This window comes from Clostridium akagii DSM 12554 (assembly GCF_000686725.1).
Classification (GTDB): Bacteria; Bacillota; Clostridia; order Clostridiales; family Clostridiaceae; genus Clostridium_I; species Clostridium_I akagii.
This window is the reverse complement of sequence record NZ_JMLK01000007.1, coordinates 237,438-259,908: the sequence shown is the minus strand read 5'-3', so window position 1 is coordinate 259,908 and position 22,471 is coordinate 237,438. Positions and strand designations below refer to the sequence as shown.

Annotated in this window: 19 protein-coding genes and 1 pseudogene; 6 read left to right on the top strand and 14 right to left on the bottom strand. The window is 31.0% G+C overall.

The genetic code is table 11. The features are described from left to right. Positions 1–77 precede the first annotated feature (77 nt). The gene (locus BR66_RS0103455) at positions 78–965 is read left to right on the top strand and encodes a LysR family transcriptional regulator (protein ID WP_026881648.1); all 888 of its coding nucleotides are present in this window, start codon (positions 78–80) and stop codon (positions 963–965) included. Here the strand turns inward: BR66_RS0103455 and BR66_RS0103450 are convergent. From BR66_RS0103450 to BR66_RS23060, 3 genes are all read right to left on the bottom strand, one after another. Continuing rightward, complete coding sequence (locus BR66_RS0103450; RefSeq protein ID WP_026881647.1) at positions 958–2,229, bottom strand: hypothetical protein; 1,272 nt, start codon at positions 2,227–2,229, stop codon at positions 958–960. The genes BR66_RS0103455 and BR66_RS0103450 overlap by 8 nt on opposite strands. 50 nt (positions 2,230–2,279) lie before the next feature. Further along, complete coding sequence (locus tag BR66_RS0103445; protein ID WP_026881646.1) at positions 2,280–2,948, bottom strand: TetR/AcrR family transcriptional regulator; 669 nt, start codon at positions 2,946–2,948, stop codon at positions 2,280–2,282. 918 nt (positions 2,949–3,866) lie between these two features. After that, positions 3,867–4,379, bottom strand: coding sequence for a MarR family winged helix-turn-helix transcriptional regulator (locus BR66_RS23060; protein WP_035795370.1), 513 nt, complete (start codon positions 4,377–4,379; stop codon positions 3,867–3,869). A gap of 142 nt (positions 4,380–4,521) precedes the next feature. Here BR66_RS23060 and BR66_RS0103435 point away from each other — a divergent pair, with 142 nt between their 5' ends. Both BR66_RS0103435 and BR66_RS0103430 read left to right on the top strand, forming a co-directional pair. Beyond that, a complete protein-coding gene (locus BR66_RS0103435; protein WP_026881645.1) occupies positions 4,522–5,094 on the top strand; it encodes a flavodoxin family protein in 573 nt (190 codons plus the stop codon). A 21-nt stretch (positions 5,095–5,115) separates the two neighbouring features. Beyond that, a complete protein-coding gene (locus BR66_RS0103430) occupies positions 5,116–6,318 on the top strand; it encodes an alpha/beta hydrolase family protein (RefSeq protein WP_026881644.1) in 1,203 nt (400 codons plus the stop codon). 352 nt (positions 6,319–6,670) lie between these two features. Here BR66_RS0103430 and BR66_RS26365 read toward each other — a convergent pair. After that, positions 6,671–6,873 (bottom strand): annotated as a pseudogene (locus BR66_RS26365) (AAA family ATPase); the annotation flags it as partial. Between the two features lie 280 nt (positions 6,874–7,153). Between BR66_RS26365 and BR66_RS0103415 the strand changes: the two are divergent. Together BR66_RS0103415 and BR66_RS0103410 are read left to right on the top strand one after the other, a co-directional pair. Further along, on the top strand, positions 7,154–8,668 hold the full coding sequence (locus BR66_RS0103415; protein WP_026881642.1) for a YifB family Mg chelatase-like AAA ATPase: 1,515 nt from the start codon (positions 7,154–7,156) through the stop codon (positions 8,666–8,668). A 182-nt stretch (positions 8,669–8,850) separates the two neighbouring features. Next, positions 8,851–9,123 (top strand): DUF1294 domain-containing protein, encoded by a 273-nt coding sequence (locus tag BR66_RS0103410; protein WP_026881641.1) that lies wholly within the window; start codon positions 8,851–8,853, stop codon positions 9,121–9,123. Between the two features lie 34 nt (positions 9,124–9,157). On the opposite strand, the gene BR66_RS0103405 is transcribed toward BR66_RS0103410, so the two are convergent. From BR66_RS0103405 to BR66_RS0103395, 3 genes are all read right to left on the bottom strand, one after another. Then, positions 9,158–10,513, bottom strand: a complete 1,356-nt coding sequence (locus tag BR66_RS0103405; RefSeq protein WP_026881640.1) for an acyl-CoA reductase — start codon at positions 10,511–10,513, stop codon at positions 9,158–9,160. Continuing rightward, positions 10,510–11,655, bottom strand: a complete 1,146-nt coding sequence (locus BR66_RS0103400; protein ID WP_026881639.1) for a LuxE/PaaK family acyltransferase — start codon at positions 11,653–11,655, stop codon at positions 10,510–10,512. Before BR66_RS0103400 ends, BR66_RS0103405 begins: the two co-directional genes overlap by 4 nt. A 283-nt stretch (positions 11,656–11,938) precedes the next feature. Continuing rightward, a complete protein-coding gene (locus tag BR66_RS0103395) occupies positions 11,939–12,388 on the bottom strand; it encodes a methylglyoxal synthase (RefSeq protein ID WP_026881638.1) in 450 nt (149 codons plus the stop codon). A gap of 220 nt (positions 12,389–12,608) precedes the next feature. Here BR66_RS0103395 and BR66_RS0103390 point away from each other — a divergent pair, with 220 nt between their 5' ends. Next, the gene (locus BR66_RS0103390) at positions 12,609–13,529 is read left to right on the top strand and encodes a chemotaxis protein (protein WP_026881637.1); all 921 of its coding nucleotides are present in this window, start codon (positions 12,609–12,611) and stop codon (positions 13,527–13,529) included. Positions 13,530–13,591: 62 nt separating this feature from the next. Here the strand turns inward: BR66_RS0103390 and BR66_RS0103385 are convergent, their stop codons facing one another. The 7 genes from BR66_RS0103385 to BR66_RS0103355 all read right to left on the bottom strand — a co-directional run bounded on the left by BR66_RS0103385 (position 13,592) and on the right by BR66_RS0103355 (position 22,460). Further along, positions 13,592–13,984, bottom strand: coding sequence for a hypothetical protein (locus BR66_RS0103385; protein WP_026881636.1), 393 nt, complete (start codon positions 13,982–13,984; stop codon positions 13,592–13,594). A 133-nt stretch (positions 13,985–14,117) separates the two neighbouring features. Further along, on the bottom strand, positions 14,118–16,415 hold the full coding sequence (locus tag BR66_RS0103380; protein WP_026881635.1) for a glycoside hydrolase family 65 protein: 2,298 nt from the start codon (positions 16,413–16,415) through the stop codon (positions 14,118–14,120). Between the two features lie 27 nt (positions 16,416–16,442). Continuing rightward, entirely contained in the window at positions 16,443–17,093 is a 651-nt protein-coding gene (gene pgmB / locus BR66_RS0103375; RefSeq protein WP_026881634.1) for a beta-phosphoglucomutase, read from the bottom strand. Positions 17,094–17,144: 51 nt separating this feature from the next. Further along, positions 17,145–19,094, bottom strand: coding sequence for an amylo-alpha-1,6-glucosidase (locus BR66_RS0103370; protein ID WP_051624086.1), 1,950 nt, complete (start codon positions 19,092–19,094; stop codon positions 17,145–17,147). 237 nt (positions 19,095–19,331) lie between these two features. Continuing rightward, positions 19,332–20,213: a sugar ABC transporter permease gene (locus BR66_RS0103365; RefSeq protein WP_035795366.1), complete on the bottom strand. Its 882-nt coding sequence runs from the start codon at positions 20,211–20,213 to the stop codon at positions 19,332–19,334. Positions 20,214–20,215: 2 nt separating this feature from the next. Further along, complete coding sequence (locus BR66_RS0103360; protein ID WP_051624085.1) at positions 20,216–21,178, bottom strand: carbohydrate ABC transporter permease; 963 nt, start codon at positions 21,176–21,178, stop codon at positions 20,216–20,218. Positions 21,179–21,263: 85 nt separating this feature from the next. Beyond that, a complete protein-coding gene (locus tag BR66_RS0103355; protein WP_026881630.1) occupies positions 21,264–22,460 on the bottom strand; it encodes a sugar ABC transporter substrate-binding protein in 1,197 nt (398 codons plus the stop codon). Positions 22,461–22,471 lie beyond the last annotated feature (11 nt).

Here is a 22,471-nt window from a genome sequence, read left to right as displayed (position 1 = left end):
ATAAAAGAAAAACATTTGTATGTATAATATATGTTATTGTTATATTTATAAATAAAATATATGAATGAGGTTAGATTATGAATTTACACGGATTAAGATTGTTTTATACAGTAGCAAAGACAGGTAGTGTGACTATTGCATCTGAGCAATTAAAAATTAGTCAACCCGCAATAACTTCTCAAATTAAAAAATTTGAAAAAGAAAATGGCATAACATTATTTTTGCATCAAGGCAGGGGAATTCGTTTAACTGAAATAGGTAAACAATTGGTAGCGGAGGCAGGTTTCATTTTTCAACTGGAAAACCGTATAGAAACACATATAGAAGATTATATACAAGGTAAGAGTGGTACTTTGAAAATAGTTGGCAATTATGTTTCAACTAACTTATTAATACCTAAATGGGCAGCTTGCTTTAAAAAACACAATGAAAGTATAAACATTGATATTACAACAATGAATACTAATGACGCAATTGATAATCTTATTAGCTATAAATCAGATATAGCAATTCTTGGTGGTGGGGCAATTAATTATACAGCCAAAATAGATACATATAAAATAATAGAAGATGATATATGGTTTGTATCTGCTCCTAATCATAAATACGCTAATAAAAAAGTTAGCCTAAGTGATATTATGTTGGAATCATTTATAATGAGAGAAAAAGGAAGTTATTTGAGAACACGTTTGGAATCCATCTGCCACACATTTGGTCTTTCTTTACCTAACATAGCACTTGAATTTAATGGATTACATGAAACACTTGTGGCTTCAATGGCCGGTTATGGGGTGACTTTTTGTTCTTCTATAGGGGTTAAAGAACTTGCTTATACAGGCAAATTATCAAGAATTTATGTTGAAAACATCAATCTTAAAAATGAAATTGTTATTTGCACACGTAAAAATGAAACTAGGTCACAACTAGTTAACAATTTCATCTCTATTATTGATAATTTTACTTGATAAAATTATTAGGAAGTTCACTTACAAGTAAATTCAAAAATTCTTCAATTATTTTTTTATCCTCAGCGTTACCATATAAATTTGTGCTGAAAGTTATGGTATCTTTAAAACTTGTCAAAGCTACTTGAAAATATGGTTTGTATTTTATTGAGCCGCACATAAAAGCTTCATCTATCGATGAGTCTTCAAATATTAGTTTTTTACAATCTAGAATTCCTATATTTGTCATTCCAATTAAAGGATTTTTAAATAAATTTTTCATCATTTTTTTAATTCTATTGTACTTAAAAATTCTGAAAATTAAAGACAACTTTACGAACCCATTAAGTCCAATAAACCTAGTCTTTTTCAAATTCATATCATTATTGACTTTCATAACAGTTGCAGTGAAATTGTCATTTATATCATAATCAATATGAGTAATAGCAGTGGAGGCCAAATTACAAATTGCATCCATGTTTTTAACCTTTAGATTTCTACGCATATCCACCATTATTGGGACGTTAAGCTCGCTATTGTTATCTAACCTTAGCATCTTGTAAAGTGCTCTATATAATCCAGCAAGAGCCACATCATTTATTGTGACTTTGTATTTTTTACAATATTCTTTAATGGTAAGAAATCTAATCTGAGATATTTTATTGGTAACAATAAATGGTTTAACATCTTTACCTTGGCTTAATGGAAACTTATAATCACTAGATTTATTACTTTCTTTATTTTGCAATAACAAAACATTTATCTTTTCCTTTAATGAAAATTTCTGGTTAATTCGTTTGAGGCTTCTATCACCATTAAACAGATGATCTGGTACGTAATTAAAATCCTCTATAAGCTTTGAATATAAATCACTTAACAAATACATATATTCCTTAAAACCTGCAGCATCACAAATCATATGATTCATAATGACTGCTAATGAATCCTTACTTGAACTGTAAATACAAGCCTTCATTTGAGGCCCACTAAATTCATTGGTCCTAGAGGTAATAAAGTTGTTAAAATCCTCTTCATTCTCTACAATAGTTAATATATCTTTAAAATTAGAAACCTCTACTTTTTCCCAATAAGGCTCTACACTATCTTCTACAAAAGCGCTTCCAAGAATAGGAACAACCTGAAACATTAAAGTTAAAGCTTTTTCCATAATATCCTTTTGAACTTTATTATCAAACTTCATCACGCAATGAAGTTGATGGTCATTGAATTTATAGGTTTCAAATAAAAATTGAAGCTTATCAAAAATTTCTGCTTTAAATCGCATAATAATAACCTCCTTTGCCTCACTCACAGTAACTAGCAATATTATTTAATTTAAATAGTATATGCATGTAAAAGAGCATCCATAGCTACATTTTTGGATACATCCTGTGATATTCCCGTATTTGTTTCAAAAGCATCATATTTAACATGCATACCCCACCATGACAATGTTTCAAGAATAAGTCTTGCATGATGCTCTGGAAATTCACATCTACGAATTTCACCTTTTTCCATAAAGTTATAAACATATTTCTCTACATTTTCACAAAACAGTTTTCTGAATTGTACATAATATGCATACAATACACCTGAATCTGAACCATTGCTTTGAAAAATCAAAAATGCTACTCCGTATCTTGAAATAATGTCAAATACATCCGATATCATTTGCTTAAAATCATAGGAATCGTCACCATCCAATATATGTTTTTCAAAGTTCTCACTAAGTTCTTTACAAACATTTAAAATTTCACCATCCAATGAGGCAAAGTCACTCTCTTTAATTGGTAGCGCCATATTATTTCCCATATAATTACCATCAATAATACATTTTAACACAAAATCAAAAATAGCCTTTTTACTTGTAAACAAGGTGTAAATTGAACCTACTGATATGCCTGCAGCATTAGCTATATAGTTAATTTGTGTTCTTGCATAACCCTTGCTTATAAATAATTTACTTGCTTCTTCACATACTCTTTCCAATCGTAGATCAACCATATTATCACTTCCGTTCTTTAGAATGAATGGATCATTCATAATGTACCATATTATGAGATTAAAATCAATATGGTATTTGCACATTGAAATTTCTTTTTAATACAATGATTTAACAATAATATTTTTGTCAATAATCACTTATATAGAGGTGATTATTATCATGACAATCCAAATCAATGCCGCAACTTTCACAGGTATTAAAGGAATTCCTATAAACGTGGACAAGATCTCCTAATTAGTCATACTCTTTTAGAAACTTATCCAAATAAATTTGTGTGTTTCTATAAATCTTACTATTGATCATTATGAATTGCATGCTTTCTTTTTCTATAGTTATCACTACCTTTATTTAAGTTGACTAGTCAACAAAAACTTGTAAAATCAAATTTATTGGGTTCCTTAACAGAATAGAAAAAGGGGTATTCATAACAATTTAAGAATTACCAATATAAATAACCATTTTTATCTTTGATTCAGAGACAATATCTGCTTGCATTTAAAATACTGATGAATATACCCAATGGTTACAGTGTAAGTATCAAACTGTTAAATAAACAGAACCACCGCCACGGCAACCGATAGGTTTACAAAGATGTTGCCACATAAATTTAAATTTACTAAAAAGATACAGACGAATTAAAAAAAACTTTAGTAGAATTATATAACTCTGGAAAGTCCCTTGCAGATTTAAGCCGTGAGTACGATATTTCAAAATCAACATTGCTCTTAAGAACTGTGGGGTAAACATCAGTCTAAAAAGAACTCAGAGACTGATGCGCCAGCTTCGGGTACAGTTATGTAGAGGCTTATTAGCATGAAGAGTGTATGAAATCAAATTAGACGCACTTCGCTGGTGTCAAACACCTTTGTTTTCACATGCTACCATCGCTTACCTAAATCATACTGTTCTTTTCTCAATTATTCTAACACTTCAGCAGAAATATTTGGAATTTTTACTTTTTCTTCAAATCCATCCATTGGAACACCATCATAACTATATAATTTTTTCAAAAGTTTCCATAGTGTTTCCAATTCTTCTTTGTTGAAATCATTAAATATATCATTCATAAAATTTTTTTTAGCATACTTTGCATTTTTCGAAAGAGAACGGATGCCTACTTCTGTCAACACTACATTAACAGCTCTTTTATCATTTTCTGATAACATTACTGAAATATATTTTTTCTTCTCAAGGCTTTTGATAATCCTTGTTGCATTCTGCTTAGTGGTGCCCAATTTACCAGATATATTTATGATTGTAGCATCACCTTCGGGTATATGAAGTATTGCTAGGAGTGTCAACAGCTGCTTGCTTGTTAGATCACCACTGTAACTGTCCCCTGCAGTCTGAAGTTTGTTTGAAACCGCCATGAGACTGGCATATGTCTGATCAATTATATACTGTAGTTCATTAAATTCCTTGTTATCCAATTTCAATCCTCCCAACTGATATAGTTAATAAAAATATTATATCACATATAGACAATGGGTTGACAAAAAATTTTTAAAGGTATATATTGATTTTAGACAACGCGTTGACTAAAATCAAAAAAGATTTTTAAGGAGAATAAAAATGAAATGTATAACCATTATGGGAAGTCCGAAGAAAAACGGAAAAACTGCTTTTACACTGTCATTATTCGAAGACCATATGAGAAAAGCTGGACATGAAATCGAGAGAATTAATGCCATAGATATAAACATTCACAACTGTAAAGAATGTTACGTATGTACACGTAAAAACTCAGAACATGGATGTCCCCAAAAGGATGATTGGGATATGGTATTTAAGCAAATGATTGCTGCAGATGCTGTAATATATGCATCACCGCTTTTTTGCTTTGATATAACCGCTCAACTTAAACCACTTATTGACAGACACTTCAGTCTAATGAATAAAGATCTTTTAAAAGACAAACTTTCAGCATTGCTAATTACTTGCGGAGGTGAAGGAGCTAACAATGCAGACTGTATTCAAACAATATTCAGACGTGCTTTTGATATAAATAAAGGAAATAAATTCAAAACCACCGTTGTTGGTACCTACGTTGCCGAATTAAGCATAAAACCTGATTTTGAAAAAAGAGCAGAAGTAGTTGCTGAAAAAATGTTCAACGACTTTAACTGTGATATTAAGAATAAATAATTTTAGAGAGGTTAATACACTATGAGCATATTATTTAAAGATGATCAATTTGATTTCCAGGTACTAAGATTACTTGGTGAAACAGCCTATTGTGCAGCTGATATAGGAGAAGTTATCTCTACAAGCAATAGGATAACAGAAGGTGATTATGACAGTTGGTGTGATGAATGGACTAAAACGGCCGAAAGATTACATAGTATAGGTAACAAAGCCTTCGGGGACGGTCATTTAATAAGTGCCAGAAAGGCATATCTTCGTGCTTCTAACTATTACCGTACTGCAGAATTTTTTCTTCATGAAAATCCAAATCCCCAAAAAATCGAAGAGCTATTTAACGTAAGCACAGAATGCTTTTCAAAGGTTATGGAACTTAATAACCCAGTAATTAAGTCTGTTATGGTACCATATGAAGGTACAACTCTGCCTGCCCATTATTATCAGCTAAATGATACAAATGAGCCAAAGCCAGTTATGATACTTTTAACCGGATTTGATGGTACAAAGGAAGAATTCTATGGACTAGCAATGACAGCCCTTGAACACGGAATGAACTGTCTTGCCATAGAAGGTCCTGGACAAGGTGAAGCTGTTAAAAAGCAGCATTTATATTTCAGAGCTGACTATGAAGCTATTGTTACCCCTGCTGTAGATTACCTCCTTGCAAATGAATCAATCGACCCGGAAAAAATAGTTCTATGGGGTGAAAGTTTTGGAGGATACCTCGCACCACGAGCAGCAGCCTTTGAATATCGTCTTGCTGCATGCATAGCAAACAGCGGAATCTACGATTTCCTTGGAGGCGGAATAAAGGGTCTTGGTTTAACAAGAGAACAGATACTCACCATTGCTGAAAAGGATTCTGAAACTCTTAATAAGAAGCTGTATGATGTTACGAAAAAAAATCCTGAATTCCGATGGAAAATATCTCAAGGCATGTATGTATTCGGATGTAGCACTCCATCTGAATTTGTTATAGCTGCAGGAAAATATCTAATGAAAGGCATTGCAGAAAATATAAAATGCCCAACACTGGTTATTGATACCGATGAGGACGGACTTGTTGATTCACAGGCTAAGCCACTTTATGATGTTCTCACTTGCAGAAAGGATTATATGCTCTTTATAGGCAAAGAAGGTGCAGGTGCACACTGTCAGTGCGGTGCAAAACTTATTGGCAACGAGAGAATTTTTAGCTGGATAGAGGATATTCTTTCCGGAAAATAATTAGATTTTGCAGGAATTTATGATAATTGAGGATAATATTTTTTATGCGGACTTTACGCCTGTTAAATCTGTATATTTTAAAAATTCAGTTTGGCATTGCCCGCATAAATTATCTTTGAACGATGGTATTACTCACGTTGAATTTAAGATAGATAAATCTTGGACGTACATCCGTGTTGAAATAACAGATTCTAATGGATATAAAGCACTTGGAAATCCTTATTTTATAAAGTAATTAGCATGGTGTTTTTACTTTCATAAATAAGCATTTTCAACCCAAACTACTGTTTAATTACTGGTTTTACATCTGTTTTATTACTTTCTGCAAAAGCATTAATGCTAATCACTGAACTTCATATTTAACTTTCCTCAATTCATCTTTTATTTCATATATAATTGAATCAGAATAAGCCATTATAGTTGGAGAATGGGTAGCAATAATAAACTGTGAATCATTCTGAACTAAGTCATGCATTCGTGTGATAATAGACATTTGTCTGCAGGTGATAATGCTGCTTCAGGTTCATCAAGTATATACAATCCTTTTCCCCTATATCATTATCATTAATGTTGTCTTTATCAGTTTCATATTTGTTGTTGCTCATTTCCTTTAACAATGTTAAACCTCCATCATCTTTGCTTATCATTGAGGACATAATCCTCAAAAATTATTGTTGACTGCTTTTAAGTCTATAACTTGCTTCAATTATACTATTAGCCTGTACGACTAGTTTATTTTGAATCCTCTTCATATCAGTTATTAAGAATTTTGCTTGATGCTGATTTAACAATAATATTTTTGTCAATAATCACTTATATAGAGGTGATTATTATCATGACAATCCAAATCAATGCCGCAACTTTCACAGGTATTAAAGGAATTCCTATAAACGTGGAAGTTGATATTTCAAAGGGACTTCCTGCTTTTAACATAGTTGGACTTGCAGATACTTCCGTTAAGGAATCCAAAGAAAGAGTACGTTCTGCCATAATAAACTCTGGTTACACCTTTCCAATAAAAAGAATTACTATCAATCTTGCCCCTGCTGATTTAAAAAAAGAAGGGTCACTATTTGATTTACCCATAGCAATTGGGATTTTGGCTGCAACAGATCAAATTCTTAAGGATTGTATCAATGATTATATTATAATAGGTGAGCTTTCATTAAATGGTGATTTAAAAAAAATTAAAGGAGCGCTCCCCATTGTTACTTATGGAGTTAAAAATAATATTTGCAAAATTGTTGTTCCCACCTCAAATGCTGGTGAATGTTCCATGGTAAAAGAGTCCAAAGTATTTGCTTTTGACACCTTATCACAAGTAGTTGATTATTTTAGATATAAGGATTCTTTACCTTTTGAATACAATGAAAATATAATAGAAGATAACTTTGATTTGGATTTTGACGAGATTGTAGGGCAAGAGAGTTCAAAACGTGCCATTGAGGTTTCAGCTTCTGGTGGACATAATCTTATGCTTTACGGTTCACCAGGCTCTGGAAAAACTATGATGGCAAAGAGAATACCAACTATACTTCCACCACTAAATTATGAGGAGGCTCTTGAAGTAACTCAAATTTATAGTGTTTCTGGAAATTTAGATAATGGCAGCTTAATCTTTAAAAGACCTTTTAGAAATCCCCACCATACCAGTTCAAGCATATCTTTAGTTGGTGGTGGCAGTAAGCTTATTCCAGGAGAAATTTCCCTAGCACATAATGGTGTTCTATTTTTAGACGAACTTCCAGAATTTAAAAGAAGTGTTCTTGAGGCTTTAAGACAACCCCTAGAAGATAGAATTATAAGATTTTCAAAAGCTACAGGTAATGTAACTTATCCTGCCAGTTTTATGTTTATTTCGGCATTAAATCCATGCCCCTGTGGTAACTATGGGTCAAATAAAGATTGTACTTGCACCGAATATCAAAGAAAAAGATATATTGCAAAGCTTTCAGGTGCACTTCTTGACAGAATTGATATATTTTCTTCTGTTAATTCTCTTAATTATGAAGATATTAAAAAAAAAGATAAATCAGAAACTTCAAAAGAAATAAGAACTAGAGTTACTCAAACAAGAAAAATTCAAGAAGAGCGATTTAAGTATGATAATATCCACTGCAACGCACAAATGCAGCAAAAACATATTGAAAAATATTGTAAATTAACCCCTGATAGCTCAAAAATAATTAAAAATCTCTTTAATAGCTTTCATGTAAGTGCTAGAGCCTATAGCAGAATTTTAAAAGTGGCAAGAACCATTGCTGATATGAATAACCTGGAAAAAATCACTTCTTCACATATCATTGAAGCTGTTCAATATAGAAAATTCATTGATGGAAAGATTGTATGATTATAGGGTAGATTCATTAACTCTACCCTATAATCTACCTTATGCTTAATATTTTTAATCATAAAGCAGGTGAAAATGAAGCAGTTATCGAATAAGTATGTTGGACGAGTTTTTTTATTTTGTCCAATAACAAAATTAACTGGTGATTTTTATCCACGATAAATTTTACCTTGGAGGTAAAAATGATTAAATTTGTGTTGTATTATCTTATTTTAATAAACTTAATTGGAGTAATAATTATGGCTTATGATAAACGTAGAGCAATAAATCATAAGTGGAGAGTTCCCGAGGCTCATTTGTTTTTTATATCAATAATTTTCGGAAGCCTAGGAAGTATCGTTGGTATGTTTTTATTTCATCATAAGACTAAACATTTAAAATTCACAATAGGGATGCCTTTAATTTTAATAATTCAGGTGATAATTTTATATAAATTTAGACTTATACTATTATAATCAGATTTCTAAGAACCAGGTGGAGTTTTGGCTTTCACATTTGTCTGCTTACCACATAAGTCATTTCTTGAAGATTGTGTAGTCCATCATGGGAAGTTCCAGGAAAATGAGCAGCCATTTCTCCTGGTCTTGTAACTATGCTTACACCTAAAAGAGTCATCTTTTCTATAAAAGTTTCATCATCTCCGCTATACCCCATAGTCTGCAAATACTCTTTTAAATTTTTGTCTACATATTCATAGACCTGATTTTTGCTTTCATAAGGACAAAGGAATACGAACCTATAAAAACATCTATCTAAATCTGCTTTATCAGGCAAACTTTCATTTAAAATCACAGTATAATCTGCATTAAATGAAGAATATAACTTTACATTTTCCCCCTTATTTATTCCATATTTAAGCAAGCAGTATTGCCTATCTTGCAAAGTTTTCACAGAATTCCAAGGACTCAAATAAGCCTTAGGTAGTACCTCATTAAAACGTTTAAAAGCATTGGATAGCTTTTCTGCAAAACTATTTAAGTCCATATTTTTATTTGCAAATATTACTCTTGGAGATAAACAAGCTTTTTGTTCCCACAAAACTATGTCTCTAGCCACATCATCTGCTGTTTTATCCATGCCATCAATCTTATCTAAAACTTCAAAACTTATTTTAGCGCCATGCATTATCAAATGAGCTTTATATTTAGCACAAAGCTCTGCCATGATATTACCTGAATATTCTCCACCCCAATGTACAACACAATCACTATTTCGCACGATAGATTCATATATATTTTTATTGCTACTGTCAAAATAAACTACTGATAGTCTATCTTTTATACTTTCATCTATTTCACATAGACTTTTGTAAAATACATATGAAAAATAAGGTTCATCCGCAGAAACCTTCACTAAATTGCAGTTTTTAGATAAAAGTCCCATAGCTATACTCATAGGTATGACCACAAATGCATTTCCAGATACGTTGTGGAATACCATTCCTCTTGGCTCTCTGTGAACTTTTCCATAGCTTGTACTAACCCACTTATCCATTATTTCTATATTTCCAAGTTCCTCGGTAATTGTCTTTTCTAGATTTTCTCGAAGTAACATTTTCATGCTTCCCTCTAACTCATAGGCCACTAATTCATAACTTTGGTTGGTTATTTTGCCAAGCATTTCAATATGCTTATTTGAATACTCTCTATTAAGCCAAAGTTTTGCACATTTATCTAAAATATCTATGGTTTTTTCTATACCTATTTCATGAACTTTTATTTTGTTTTCCTTAAGCCTTTTAATTTCTCTTTTTATATCAACTTCGCTTGATCCATTAAGCTCCATTTTATAGTCATTTATTTCTTTTTCCACTAATATACTTCCACAACTATAATTAATACTCATGCCTTTACTACCTCCTTTATATCCAATGTAGCTCCACATCCCTTAGCTTCTGAACCTTTAACCCTGCCAATAATTTTTATTGTCATAACTTCTGCGTTGCATTCAGGGCATCTGGTCTCAGAAACTATCTCTGCCATATCATCTACCATTATGGATGCTCCAGCAAAAGAAGAAGTCCCATAAGCATTAAGCATCTGAATCAAACCTCTATCCCCTTGTTTATGAAGTGGCCTTAATGTCTTTATATCCCGTATTATAACTTTTCCCCACCTAGGTATATGAAAAAGATAATCCTTTTGCTCTTTAGAATAATGTCCTGTTATTGGAAAGGTATTTTCTGTAAAAGAGTATGTGTCAATAAAATTTTCTTCAGGTATACCAAAAAAGCTAGAAACCTCCTCAACAAATCTCCACCTTTCTATTTTAGTACCTATATTTATAGTACCCTTTTTACCATCAAAGCCACCTCCACCCGTGTGTACTATAGCACTTTCACCCAGATTAAAGGGTTTCATTCTCTCTTTTAGTTGCTGAGTAGCATTATAAAGCAAAGGTGTTGATCCTCTTAAAGAAACATGATCGTCTTTATGGTTATGTTCATTCAAAAATTTTATAAAATATTCCATATCAACAGAAAATTCGCCTTCAGACGGGTGCAATAAATAATTTGTATTTTCACTATATGGAAATATACTGAGTATATTTCCTATATATGATTCTGTAGGCCTGTCCAATATCTGTGTACTTTTATATTTCTTCATAACCTCTGGCTCAGGATAAAACACACAATTATACTCACTTGAAGTATCCATTCTTTCTTGTTCAAGTTGAATGAATTCTTTTATTTGTAACATGTCTTTTTTACTTCTACCAACAATGCTTGGATCCCCACTTGTACTGCTTGATACAGTCCATTTCTCCAAATTTTTAGGTTCAGTTCTTAATAATATTGTATACATATTAGCTGATTTTTTAAATAGTGTTGTTTCAATAAATGGAACTCTTTCCATGTCCACTTCCATATTTAAATCTTTGCTAGGGTCGTAGAATTGACTGCTACATAATAATTTATATGCATTACAATCCTCATATTGTGAAATTATATTGCTTCTAAAATCTTTAAAAAAATTATAATCCTTCATATTTATCCCCCCATTTTTTATTTATAATACCATAATAATACATATAAACAGATTTGTTAAGTTGATGTTGCATGCAAAATCCAGTATTTTATCCCGTTTAATTCTTATTATCTTGTTTATTCTTCATTTATTGTAGTTTTTTACCATGTTTGTTGTTTTATTAAAATAAAACAATCCCAAATTTGTATTTTAACAAATTTGGGATTTCCGTTATTTCATAACATTTTTTAATAAAAATGCACTTTCCACATAAGCACACTTTGTTCTACACAGGTTTATATTTTTAAAAATTTTCTTTTCTTATTTTATCATAATAATCAATTTCATGAGTTTCATACTCTTCATCCAAAAGCGCGGATTTCATTAAAAAATCAGCCGTTGATTTACTCATAGCAACGGGAATATCATACATAACTGAAATTCTAAGAAGGGCTTTCACATCTGGATCATGAGGCTGTGAAGTCAAAGGATCCCAGAAAAAAATCATAAAATCAACTTCACCATTAACAATAGCCGCCCCAATCTGTTCATCCCCGCCTAGTGGTCCACTTTTATATGCTTTTATAGGTAACCCTACATTCTCTGAAATAAGTTTTGCAGTAGTGCCTGTACCACAAAGGAAATGTTTTCTTAGGGTGCTTTTATTTTCTTTTGCCCAAGTGATCAAAGCTTCCTTTCTATTGTCATGTGCTATTAATGCTATTTTCTTTTGTTTTCCAATTGTATAACTCATAATTACCCCCTTGATAAATTTAATATGTCATATAACATTCCTAATATTATATCATATTCTTACTTAATTTAGCTGTTTTTTTAAGCAACGCTAGAACTATACAAATTGCTTAGAACCTATTAATATAATATAATCTATGTAGTCTATAAAGTTAGCTTAATAATTGTACGAGATACTATATGTATAGTATAATTATTAAAAAATGGTGAGGTGGGATATTATGAACAATGATATATTATTGGAATCCGGCACAGGTGAAGTTGAAATAATAGAATTTGTAGTAGGCGAACATCATTATGCAATAAACGTGATAAAAGTAAAAGAGATTTTAGATGTGCAGTCCAGCACCATAACAAAACTGCCAGAGGCTCATCCTTCTATCGCAGGACTAATATTGTCCAGAAATACCATATTGACACTAGTCGATTTAAAATATGTTTTAGATAAGGAAAGTAAAACTAAAGTATTATCCAAAGTAATAGTATGTGAGTTTAATAAAATTAGAGTGGCTTTTAGTATTGATGACATCGTAGGAGTTCATCGTATTAAATGGACTGAAATTCTAAAACCTGATGACATATCTACAAATTCACTAATAGTTGGTAATATTATAATGGATGAAAAAATAATACTTATGCTAGACTTTGAAAAAATAGTTACAGATATTAACCCAAGTACGGGTATTAATGCAGATAAAATTGTAAATGTTGATTATAGAGACAGAGGAGATATTAAACTATTTTTAGCTGATGATTCTCCATTAATTAGAAGGCTTTTATCCGATACATTAAAAAAAGCTGGTTTTAAATATCTAACATTCTTTGACGATGGACAACAAGCATTAGATGCTCTACTACTAATAGCCGAAAATAAAAAGGAAAATTTCAAAGAAGATGTGCAAATTCTTATTACAGATATTGAAATGCCTCAATTAGATGGACTTACTCTTACCCGAGCAATAAAAGAAAATCCATATTTAAATAAATTACCTATTATTATATTTTCTTCACTTATAACAGATAATTTAAGACATAAAGGTGACTCCGTTGGTGCTGATGGTCAACTTAGCAAACCGGAAGTAGGACTTTTAGTTAATATGATTGACGATTTTATTGAAAAATCACAAGAAAAAACTGCCTAAGAAAAGTGACAAGTGATAAGTAAAGGGGATTTTGCCCTTAGCTTATCACTTGTCACTTTTTTTCAAGTTTTTGCTTTAAACTGTTTACCACATTTTTTACAATTTATAGTTACTTTTCCTTTTTTTCTAGGTACTCTAAGCTTTTGAGAACATTCTGGACACTTAAAAACCTTATATTTTCTAAACTCATTGAACTTATATTTTATTCTGTAAAATTTTTGTCCTATTATGATAAGTACTCTATTAAAAGATTGTAATTCCTGATTTCTTTTGTATTTATTTTTAGAAATGACCCTCCATGCTGCATAACCTATTAATATTATTCCTACTACAAGAGTGATTATATTTCTATTTAATAAAAACAATACACCTACAAGTAATAAATATTTAGAAAGGTTATCTAAACCATATGAATTTTTAAACGTATTTTTAAAAAAATTTGAGTATCTATTCAATTGTGTCCCTCCTTGTATAACAAATAAATCTATAATATGACCTTATCACACTATAGATTATTTACAAGAAAACAATTTGTTAATTTTTCTTCATAAGGCTACTAGTCATTATTCTATATAATAATAATTTTTATTATACCTTTATAGTTATACTACCTAAAATTATATAATCCTTTTTCTTTACTATAATGTGTAACTTCTCAGAGCTATCATTAGTAATTTCTATGCTGTTTTCGGTTACTTTAACTTTAATTAAAAAACCTCTATAGCGAATTTTAAAAGAAAATAATTGCCATTCTTTTGGTATAGAAGGATCTAATGTCAATATATCATCTTTTACTTTAAGTCCTCCAAACCCCTCCACAATAGACATCCAAGTTCCTGCCATACTAGTTATGTGACAACCATCTTCGGTATCATCATTATAATTATCTATGTCCAGTCTTGATGTTCTCAAATACATTTCATAAGCCTTTTCTTTCATATCTAGCTTAGATGCTAAAATTGAATGAATACATGGAGATAATGAGGATTCATGTACAGTTCTTGGCTCATAAAATTCATAGTTTTTACGTATGGTTTCCAAATCATATAAGTGCTGAAGAAAATACAATCCTTGAAGTACATCTGCCTGTTTTATAAAACAGGATCTCAATATTCTATCCCAAGACCAATGCTTATTTATTGGTAGGTTTTCTTTAGGTAACGCGTCAACTAAAATCTGTTCTTTATCCATATAACCATCTTGTTGAAGAAATATACCCAATTTTTCATTCTTAGGATAAAACATATTTTCTATGATATCTTTCCACTTGTCAACTTCGCTAACTTGAATTTTCAATTTCTTTATCAAATCTTCATATTTCTTAGGTTCTTCATCCTTTATATTTGATAAAACCTTTATGGTATATTCCATGGTCCAAACTGCTATTCTATTAGTATACCAATTATTATTCACATTATTTTCATATTCATTTGGCCCAGTAACACCTAAAATTACATATTTATTTTTTTCCTGTGAATAATTCACTCTTTCTTCCCAAAATCGTGATATTTCAATAAGCACATCTACTCCATACCGTGTTAAATATTCTTTGTCCCCAGTATAATTTACATAGTTATATATTGCATAGGCTACTGCACCATTTCTGTGTATTTCTTCAAAGGTAATTTCCCATTCATTGTGACATTCTTCACCGTTCATAGTTACCATTGGATACAATGCACCCTTTTTATATCCCAATTTTCTTGCATTTTCTTTTGCCTTGTCTAGTTGCTTATACCTATATATTAAAAGATTTTTTGATATTTTTTCATCTGCTGTAGATAAATAAAATGGAACACAATAAGCTTCAGTATCCCAGTATGTACTCCCACCATACTTTTCTCCAGTAAATCCCTTTGGTCCAATATTAAGTCTTGAATCTTCACCTGTATAAGTCTGATTCAATTGAAAAATATTAAACCTAATTGCTTGCTGAGCTGCTAAATCCCCCTGGATAATTATATCGCTAGCCTTCCATTTTTCTTCCCAAGCATTAGCCTGTTCTTCAGCCATTTTAGAAAATCCTTTAATGTATGCCTTATTTAATTTTTGTTTTGCTATTTCAGTTAGTTCATGTATTTTAAAATCTCTTGAAGTAACATTTGCCACATATTTAAAAATGGTCATTCTTTCGTCCTTGATCAAATTTAACCTCACTACATTCCCTACTAATTTTTCTTTTTCTATCATTTCTATTTCACAAGCTACTTTTGCATTATCTTTAAAAATGTCATATTTCATAGCTGAGCAAAGATAAAAATCAGTTTTTTTTGTTTTTAGAGTTAAATATGCATTACCTAGTCCTGTTTGTTTTGATATTGTTTCCCAAAATTTTTCATCATAATTAGCATCCTCGTTTTTAATGTCACCGTCTAAGTACGGTGATATTGTTATATTGCCATTAAAATTTAAGGGAGTTATTGAATACTCTATAGCACCAATTTCTTTATCTACTATACTTACAAATCTTTTAGTCTCAATTTTCACCTCATTACCACTCTTAAGTGTGGCAATAAAACTTCTATATAAATAACCCTCTTTCATATTTAATATTCTGCTGAAATTACTAACATCACATTGCGCTATATCAAGTTTTGTATCCTCAATATAAACATCAATACCAATCCAATTTGTACAATTTAATACTTTTGCAAAATATTCTGGGTATCCATTTTTCCACCATCCAAACTTTGTTTTATCCGGATAATAAATCCCTGCCATATATGTGCCAGCAAGTGTACTTCCTGTATATCCTTCTTCGAAATTAGCTCTTTGTCCCATATAACCATTTCCCAAACTAAAAATACTTTCTGATACCTTATTATTTATATCATTAAAGCTGTTTTCAACAATATTCCAAGGGTCTAACTCTAAATACCTTTTCACGTTAATCCTCCTATTCTAATTTAAATTTTATAATAACTGAAACTTATCAATTTCCATTTCTTCAAGGGAATTTATAACAAAATTTGCTCCACTTAAAATTCCCCTATCCCCTATACCAATAGAATACATTCCAGCATTTACAGCGGCTTGTATTCCTGCCTCAGCATCTTCAAAAACAACACAATTTTTAGGAAGTACATTTAGTTCTTTGGCTCCTAATAAAAACACTTCGGGATTTGGTTTTGCATTTACTACCTTATTGCCATCAATTATAGAATTAAAATAATTTTCAAGGCCAAGTTTAGTTAATATTGTCATAGCATTTTTACTTACCGAACCTAATGCTGTTTTAATATTATTATTTATTACTATTTGAAGAAATTCTTTAGCACCTGGTAGAATATCTTCATCTTTTATATTTGAAATAAATTCCACATACCAATTATTCTTTTTTTCTGCCAATAAACATTTTTCTTCATAACTCACATTTACATTTCCAAATTTCAAAAGTATATCTAAAGAATCCATCCTACTTACACCTTTAAGTTTTTCATTTTGCTCTTCTGTAAACTCAAAGCCAAGCTCATTAGCTAATTTTTTCCATGCCATATAGTGATATTTTGCAGTATCTACAATGACTCCATCCAAATCAAAGATACAAGCTTCTATTTTCTTCATATTCATCCTCCTAATTTGTGAATAAACACATTGCCCAATGTATCTAGCCCATTACTCTTTTACTTCTTCATAATAAACTCTCATCATTTCTCCTACGCCCCAAGCCTGAGCCGAACATGCTCTTGCCAGGTGTGGATAATCTCCCTCTAATATTTCAGAAACATTTCCAATACACTTATCCTCAACTTGCTGATAAAATAATTCGAAAATTTGTTTTGTAAATTCCTTATCTTTGTAATACCTATTAATAGCAGTTATAAATGGTCCCATAAGCCATGTCCATACTGGTCCTTGGTGATACGATAAATCTCTAGTCTCGGTATCCCCTATATACTGACCTTTGTACTTTTCGTTTCCCGTGTTAAGACTTCTGAGTCCATAAATTGTATACAATTCTTCAAAAGCAGTGGCAATTATTTTTAATGCAAACTCTTTGGGAACTATTTCAAATGGTAGACCTATAGCTATAATTGCATTAGGTCTTATATCCTCATTAGCTTCATTTTCATTAATATAATCATAAAGATATGATTTATCATCATTCCAAAATTGTTTTATAAAATTATTAACAACATTTTGTTTTATAATTTCATAGTTTTTACAATCTACATTAAAATTTCTGCAAAGTTCCATGTAAATACATATGGCGTTATACCATAATGCGTTTATTTCTACTGCCTTCCCTTGCCTCGGCGTAACTGCAAAATTTCCTATTTTAACATCCATCCATGTTATCTGAGTATCTTCATTGCCAGCAATAAGCAGGCAGTCTTTTTTATCCATACCAATATTAAAATCAGTTCCATTCATATAAGACTCTATAATTTCTGTTAGATGCATAAATATATTATTCTTCACAAAATCATAATCCCCTGTATATTTAAGGTATTTGTAAACAGCAATAAAATACCATAAACTAGCATCTACCGTGTTATATAGTGGCTCTTGCCCATTATCTGGGAACATATTAGGTACTAGTCCATTTTTAATATATTGTGAGAACGTGAGAAGTATTTCTCTTGCATCTTTATATCTCCCTGTTACAAGTGTTAGTCCTGTAAAAGCTATCATAGTATCCCTGCCCCAATCGGTAAACCAAGGATATCCAGCTATTACTGTAGCTGATTTTGTGGACTGCCTCTCTACAATAAACTGATCACAGGCAAATGCCAATACCTTCATCTTTTCATCACAATTCGTAATATTTTTTATAAGTTCATCTTTTCTATTAATCTCATTTATAAAATAATTTTCACCTTGAGTATCATTTATTTCTTCTGTGGAAGCTACAATAGTAAAATTAATTTTTTCCATAGGCTTTAAGAAAATTTCAAAGACTCCAGCCTTAAAATCATATTCATTTGCCTTGAACCCTCGATCATTTTCTTCCTTATAATAAATACTCCTATTCCACTGGTTTTTTTCACTGTACGTCCCTTTATCTGATTGTAAAAAAAGCTGAGTATCGTTAGTATCAAAACTTATATTAGTTCCATTTTTATTAGTAATTTGCTTACACTTAAAATCATATTTTTTTGTTATCTGGTGATGATCCCTGTTATTTACCAAAACATCAATGACCATTTTCATCGGTTTACTATTATTGATTATGTTGTATGTGATTACCGTTTTATTTTCGCTATAAACCATAGTAATTTTCTTTTCTATTATGACTCCCTTCACAATATAATTAAATATAGGAAAATAATCATATTGGAAATCTTGCTGAAACATAAATCCTTTTTCAACTTCACCTGAATGGTATTGATTAGTATAAATCTTATATTTTTCATTTTCTATACAAATAGTTTCATCTAACTTTGAAAGTAAAACCCTTCTGCTCACTGGGGGAGTTAATGCTGCAACAAGTAATGCATTATATTTATTTATATTACATCCACAAATAGAAGCGCTTGAAAATCCCCCTAATCCATTAGTTAATAGGTACTCTTTAGATATAGCATTATACAAATCATTTAATCCTATTTTATTGATTATCATATTAAATAGTCCTTCCTTAAGCCCTATAGTGCAATCGGTTGCACTATAGGGCTATTATAAAACAAACCTAACCCTTAGTCAACGAAAATTGCCACATTTACCATGTGGATAAACAACTTTTCCTCCGAATTCAAGTTAAAAGTTAAAAGTTAAGAGTTAAAAATTAAGAGTTAAAACCGTCTTTAACTCCAAACTATTAACTCTTACCCTTAAACCTCAAAAATTCTTAACTTGAAATTATCCCTTTACCGCACCCGCAGTGAGACCTTTAGATATAAATCTCTGAGATGCCATAAATAGAATTGCTACTGGAATAGTTGCCATGACTGCCGCTGCTGAAAACTGAGTCCAATGAGCAGAAAATGCATTATTTATAAATTGTTGTAAGCCTGTTGCCAACGTTTGATTATCTGCATCTCTCATTAATGCGCTAGTATATATGAATTCACTATATACACCGATAAAGCTGAACAAGAATATTACAGCAAGCATTGGCTTTGATAATGGAAGTATTATCTTTGTAAATACTTGAAAATGACTAGCTCCATCAACCATAGCTGCCTCATCTAGTTCTTTAGGAAGACTATCGATAAAACCTTTTAGGAGCCAAATATTATATGCACTTCCAGCTGCTAATAGTATTATAAGAGCCCAAAATTGATCAAGTAATCCAATTTTAAAACACACACTTAAAATTGCAGGCATGAACATTACTGCTGGAAACATTTGAAGAATTAATAATCCCATAAGACCATTTTTTCTTCCTTTAAATTTCATTCTGGAAAAAGCATATGCAGCAAAGATACTTATAACTAACTGTATAAGAGCAACTGATGTACATAAAATCAAGCTGTTTTTCATCCATATTTTAAAATCAGTCTCTTGTAAAACCTTTGTATAATTACTGAAAGTTATTGACTTCGGCCACAATGTAGTTGAAAAGAAAGTGTCCCCCTTAGTCAATGAAGCTGAAATTACTGAAAATATAGGAAATAGTGCAAATAATACAAAAAACCAAATTAATATTCTTGATACCCAAAGATTTCTCACTTCACCGGTTCTTAATTTATGTTTATAAACTAAATCATTTTCTATAACATCATCTGTTTTTACTTTCATAATTAATCTACCTCCTTAAATGCTCCAGTGAATTTGAAACTAATAAAGCTAATTACACCAATAATAAAAAATATTATTATTGAAAATGCTGCAGCTATATCATATCTAGTATAAGTCAAAGAAAGCTTATATGCTGCTGACGCAAGTATGTCAGTATAACCAGCATATTGACTAGTAATCATTGCAGGAAGACCTTTTGTAATAAGATAAGCTGCTCCCAAATTGGAGAAGTTAAATGAAAAAGACGATATTAAAAGTGGTAATGAGGCCGAAGTTATAGATGGTAATGTTATTTTTATGAATTTTTGAAATTTAGTTGCTCCATCAATGTCCGCCGCTTCATAGTAAACGTCTGGAATACTAGAAAGTGCTCCAATACATACATTCATCATATAAGGAAAGCCAAGCCAAATAGTTGCAATTAAAATTCCCACTCTAGCCCAAAATGGATCAATTAGCCATGGAATTCCTGTATTAATAAGATGCAAATTTTTTAATAAGATATTAATTCCACCATAATCCTTATCAAGCAGTCCTTGCCATGCTAAAGTTGCAATAGTTGGAGGAAGTGCCCAAGGTAGAACTAAAAATCCTTTATAAACTGCTGCTTCTTTCATATTTGGATTATTTAATAATATAGAAATAAATAGACCTATAATGAAACACCCAAATGTTCCAACAAGTGCAAATATGATTGTCCACCCAAAGACAGGAAAAAATATTGATTTAAATGGCCCATTGAAAATCGATTCAAAATTAGCAAAACCAATTAAATGGAAATCACTTAAATGATTTAAATTGTAATTTGTGAATGCAATATAAATAGTATATAAAATAGGTAACAAAACCAATATAAATATTGATATTAATGCAGGGGATAAATACACATATGGTCTTATTTTATCATATAAATTTTTATGAGTAACTGGTTTTTTTGGTTTCTCTGGTCTTTCGATTTTTACCATCACTAACCCTCCTGTAATCTATATTTAAATAACATTATATTCATAAATTATTATAAGGAGATTTTGCTCTCCTTATAATGTTTTTTTATTTCATTGTTGCAATCCCTTGTACAACTTGGTCATTCAAATCCTTTGCTGCTGCTGGCGCTGTCAATTTGCCTGAAGTTAATAATGTTAAATTATTTTTAGCTGGAGTCCATACTGTTTGAATTTCTGGAATATTAGGCATAGGTTGACCATTTTTAACTTGAGTAACAAAAGCTGAAGTTATCTTGTTATTTTTGTATTCTGGTTTATTCAATTCTGAATTAAGTGCTGGTATTCTATTGCCTGCTTTAAATACTGATGAATTATTTGCTTGGATATATTTTATTAAATCCCAATCTTCTGTTTGATTTTTAGATTTTTGACTTACAAAAGATGCTTGTACTCCTACGAAAGAAGGCATTCCTGGAAGTGGTGCCACTGCAAATTTTGTACCTGCTTTTGTAAACCCATCAACATCCCAAGGTCCACTTATATAAAACCCAATTTTTCCAGTTTGGAATGCAGAACTTGCTTTGTCACCTGTAATATCGCTACCCATGAATTTATATTTTGTAACTAAGTCTTGAATAGTCTGTAAACCTTTAACCGAGCCCTCATTACCAAGACCTACATTGCTTGAATCCAAATTACCTTTTCCTTTATCTTTAAATACATATCCACCATTGGCAGCCATAAAAGCATAACTATAATAGAAATTATTAATATCATACTGGAATCCAACTTTTTGTGCTTGAGATATCAAATCGTCAACAGTTGTTGGAACAGTTGTAACTTTATCTGTGTTATAAAATAATCCATATGTCTCAATGCTCATTGGAACAGCATACATTTTTCCTCCGAAAGACACTGCCTTAATTGATGTATTTACATATTTAGATGAGTCTATTACTCCAGATGGAACTGCTGCCAATAAATTAGCCTTTTGAAATGTTCCCAAATTGTCATTAGCTATTCCATACATAATATCAGGAGCTTTGCTACTATTTGCTGCTTGCAAATAAGTTTGAAAATCTGATTTATCTAATTGAACCTTTACAGTGTTACCAGTTTTTTTAGCCCATTGTTGAGCTACTTTATTTAATGCATCAACTTCTGGTTGCTCTAAATGAGACCATACTATAATACTTTTTCCTGACTTTGTTGTACTACTTGTACTTGAGCCACATCCTCCTAGTGCTGTTGCTAATAAAAGAGTTGTTAAAACTGAACATAATATTTTTACCTTTTTATTCATGTATTTTTCCC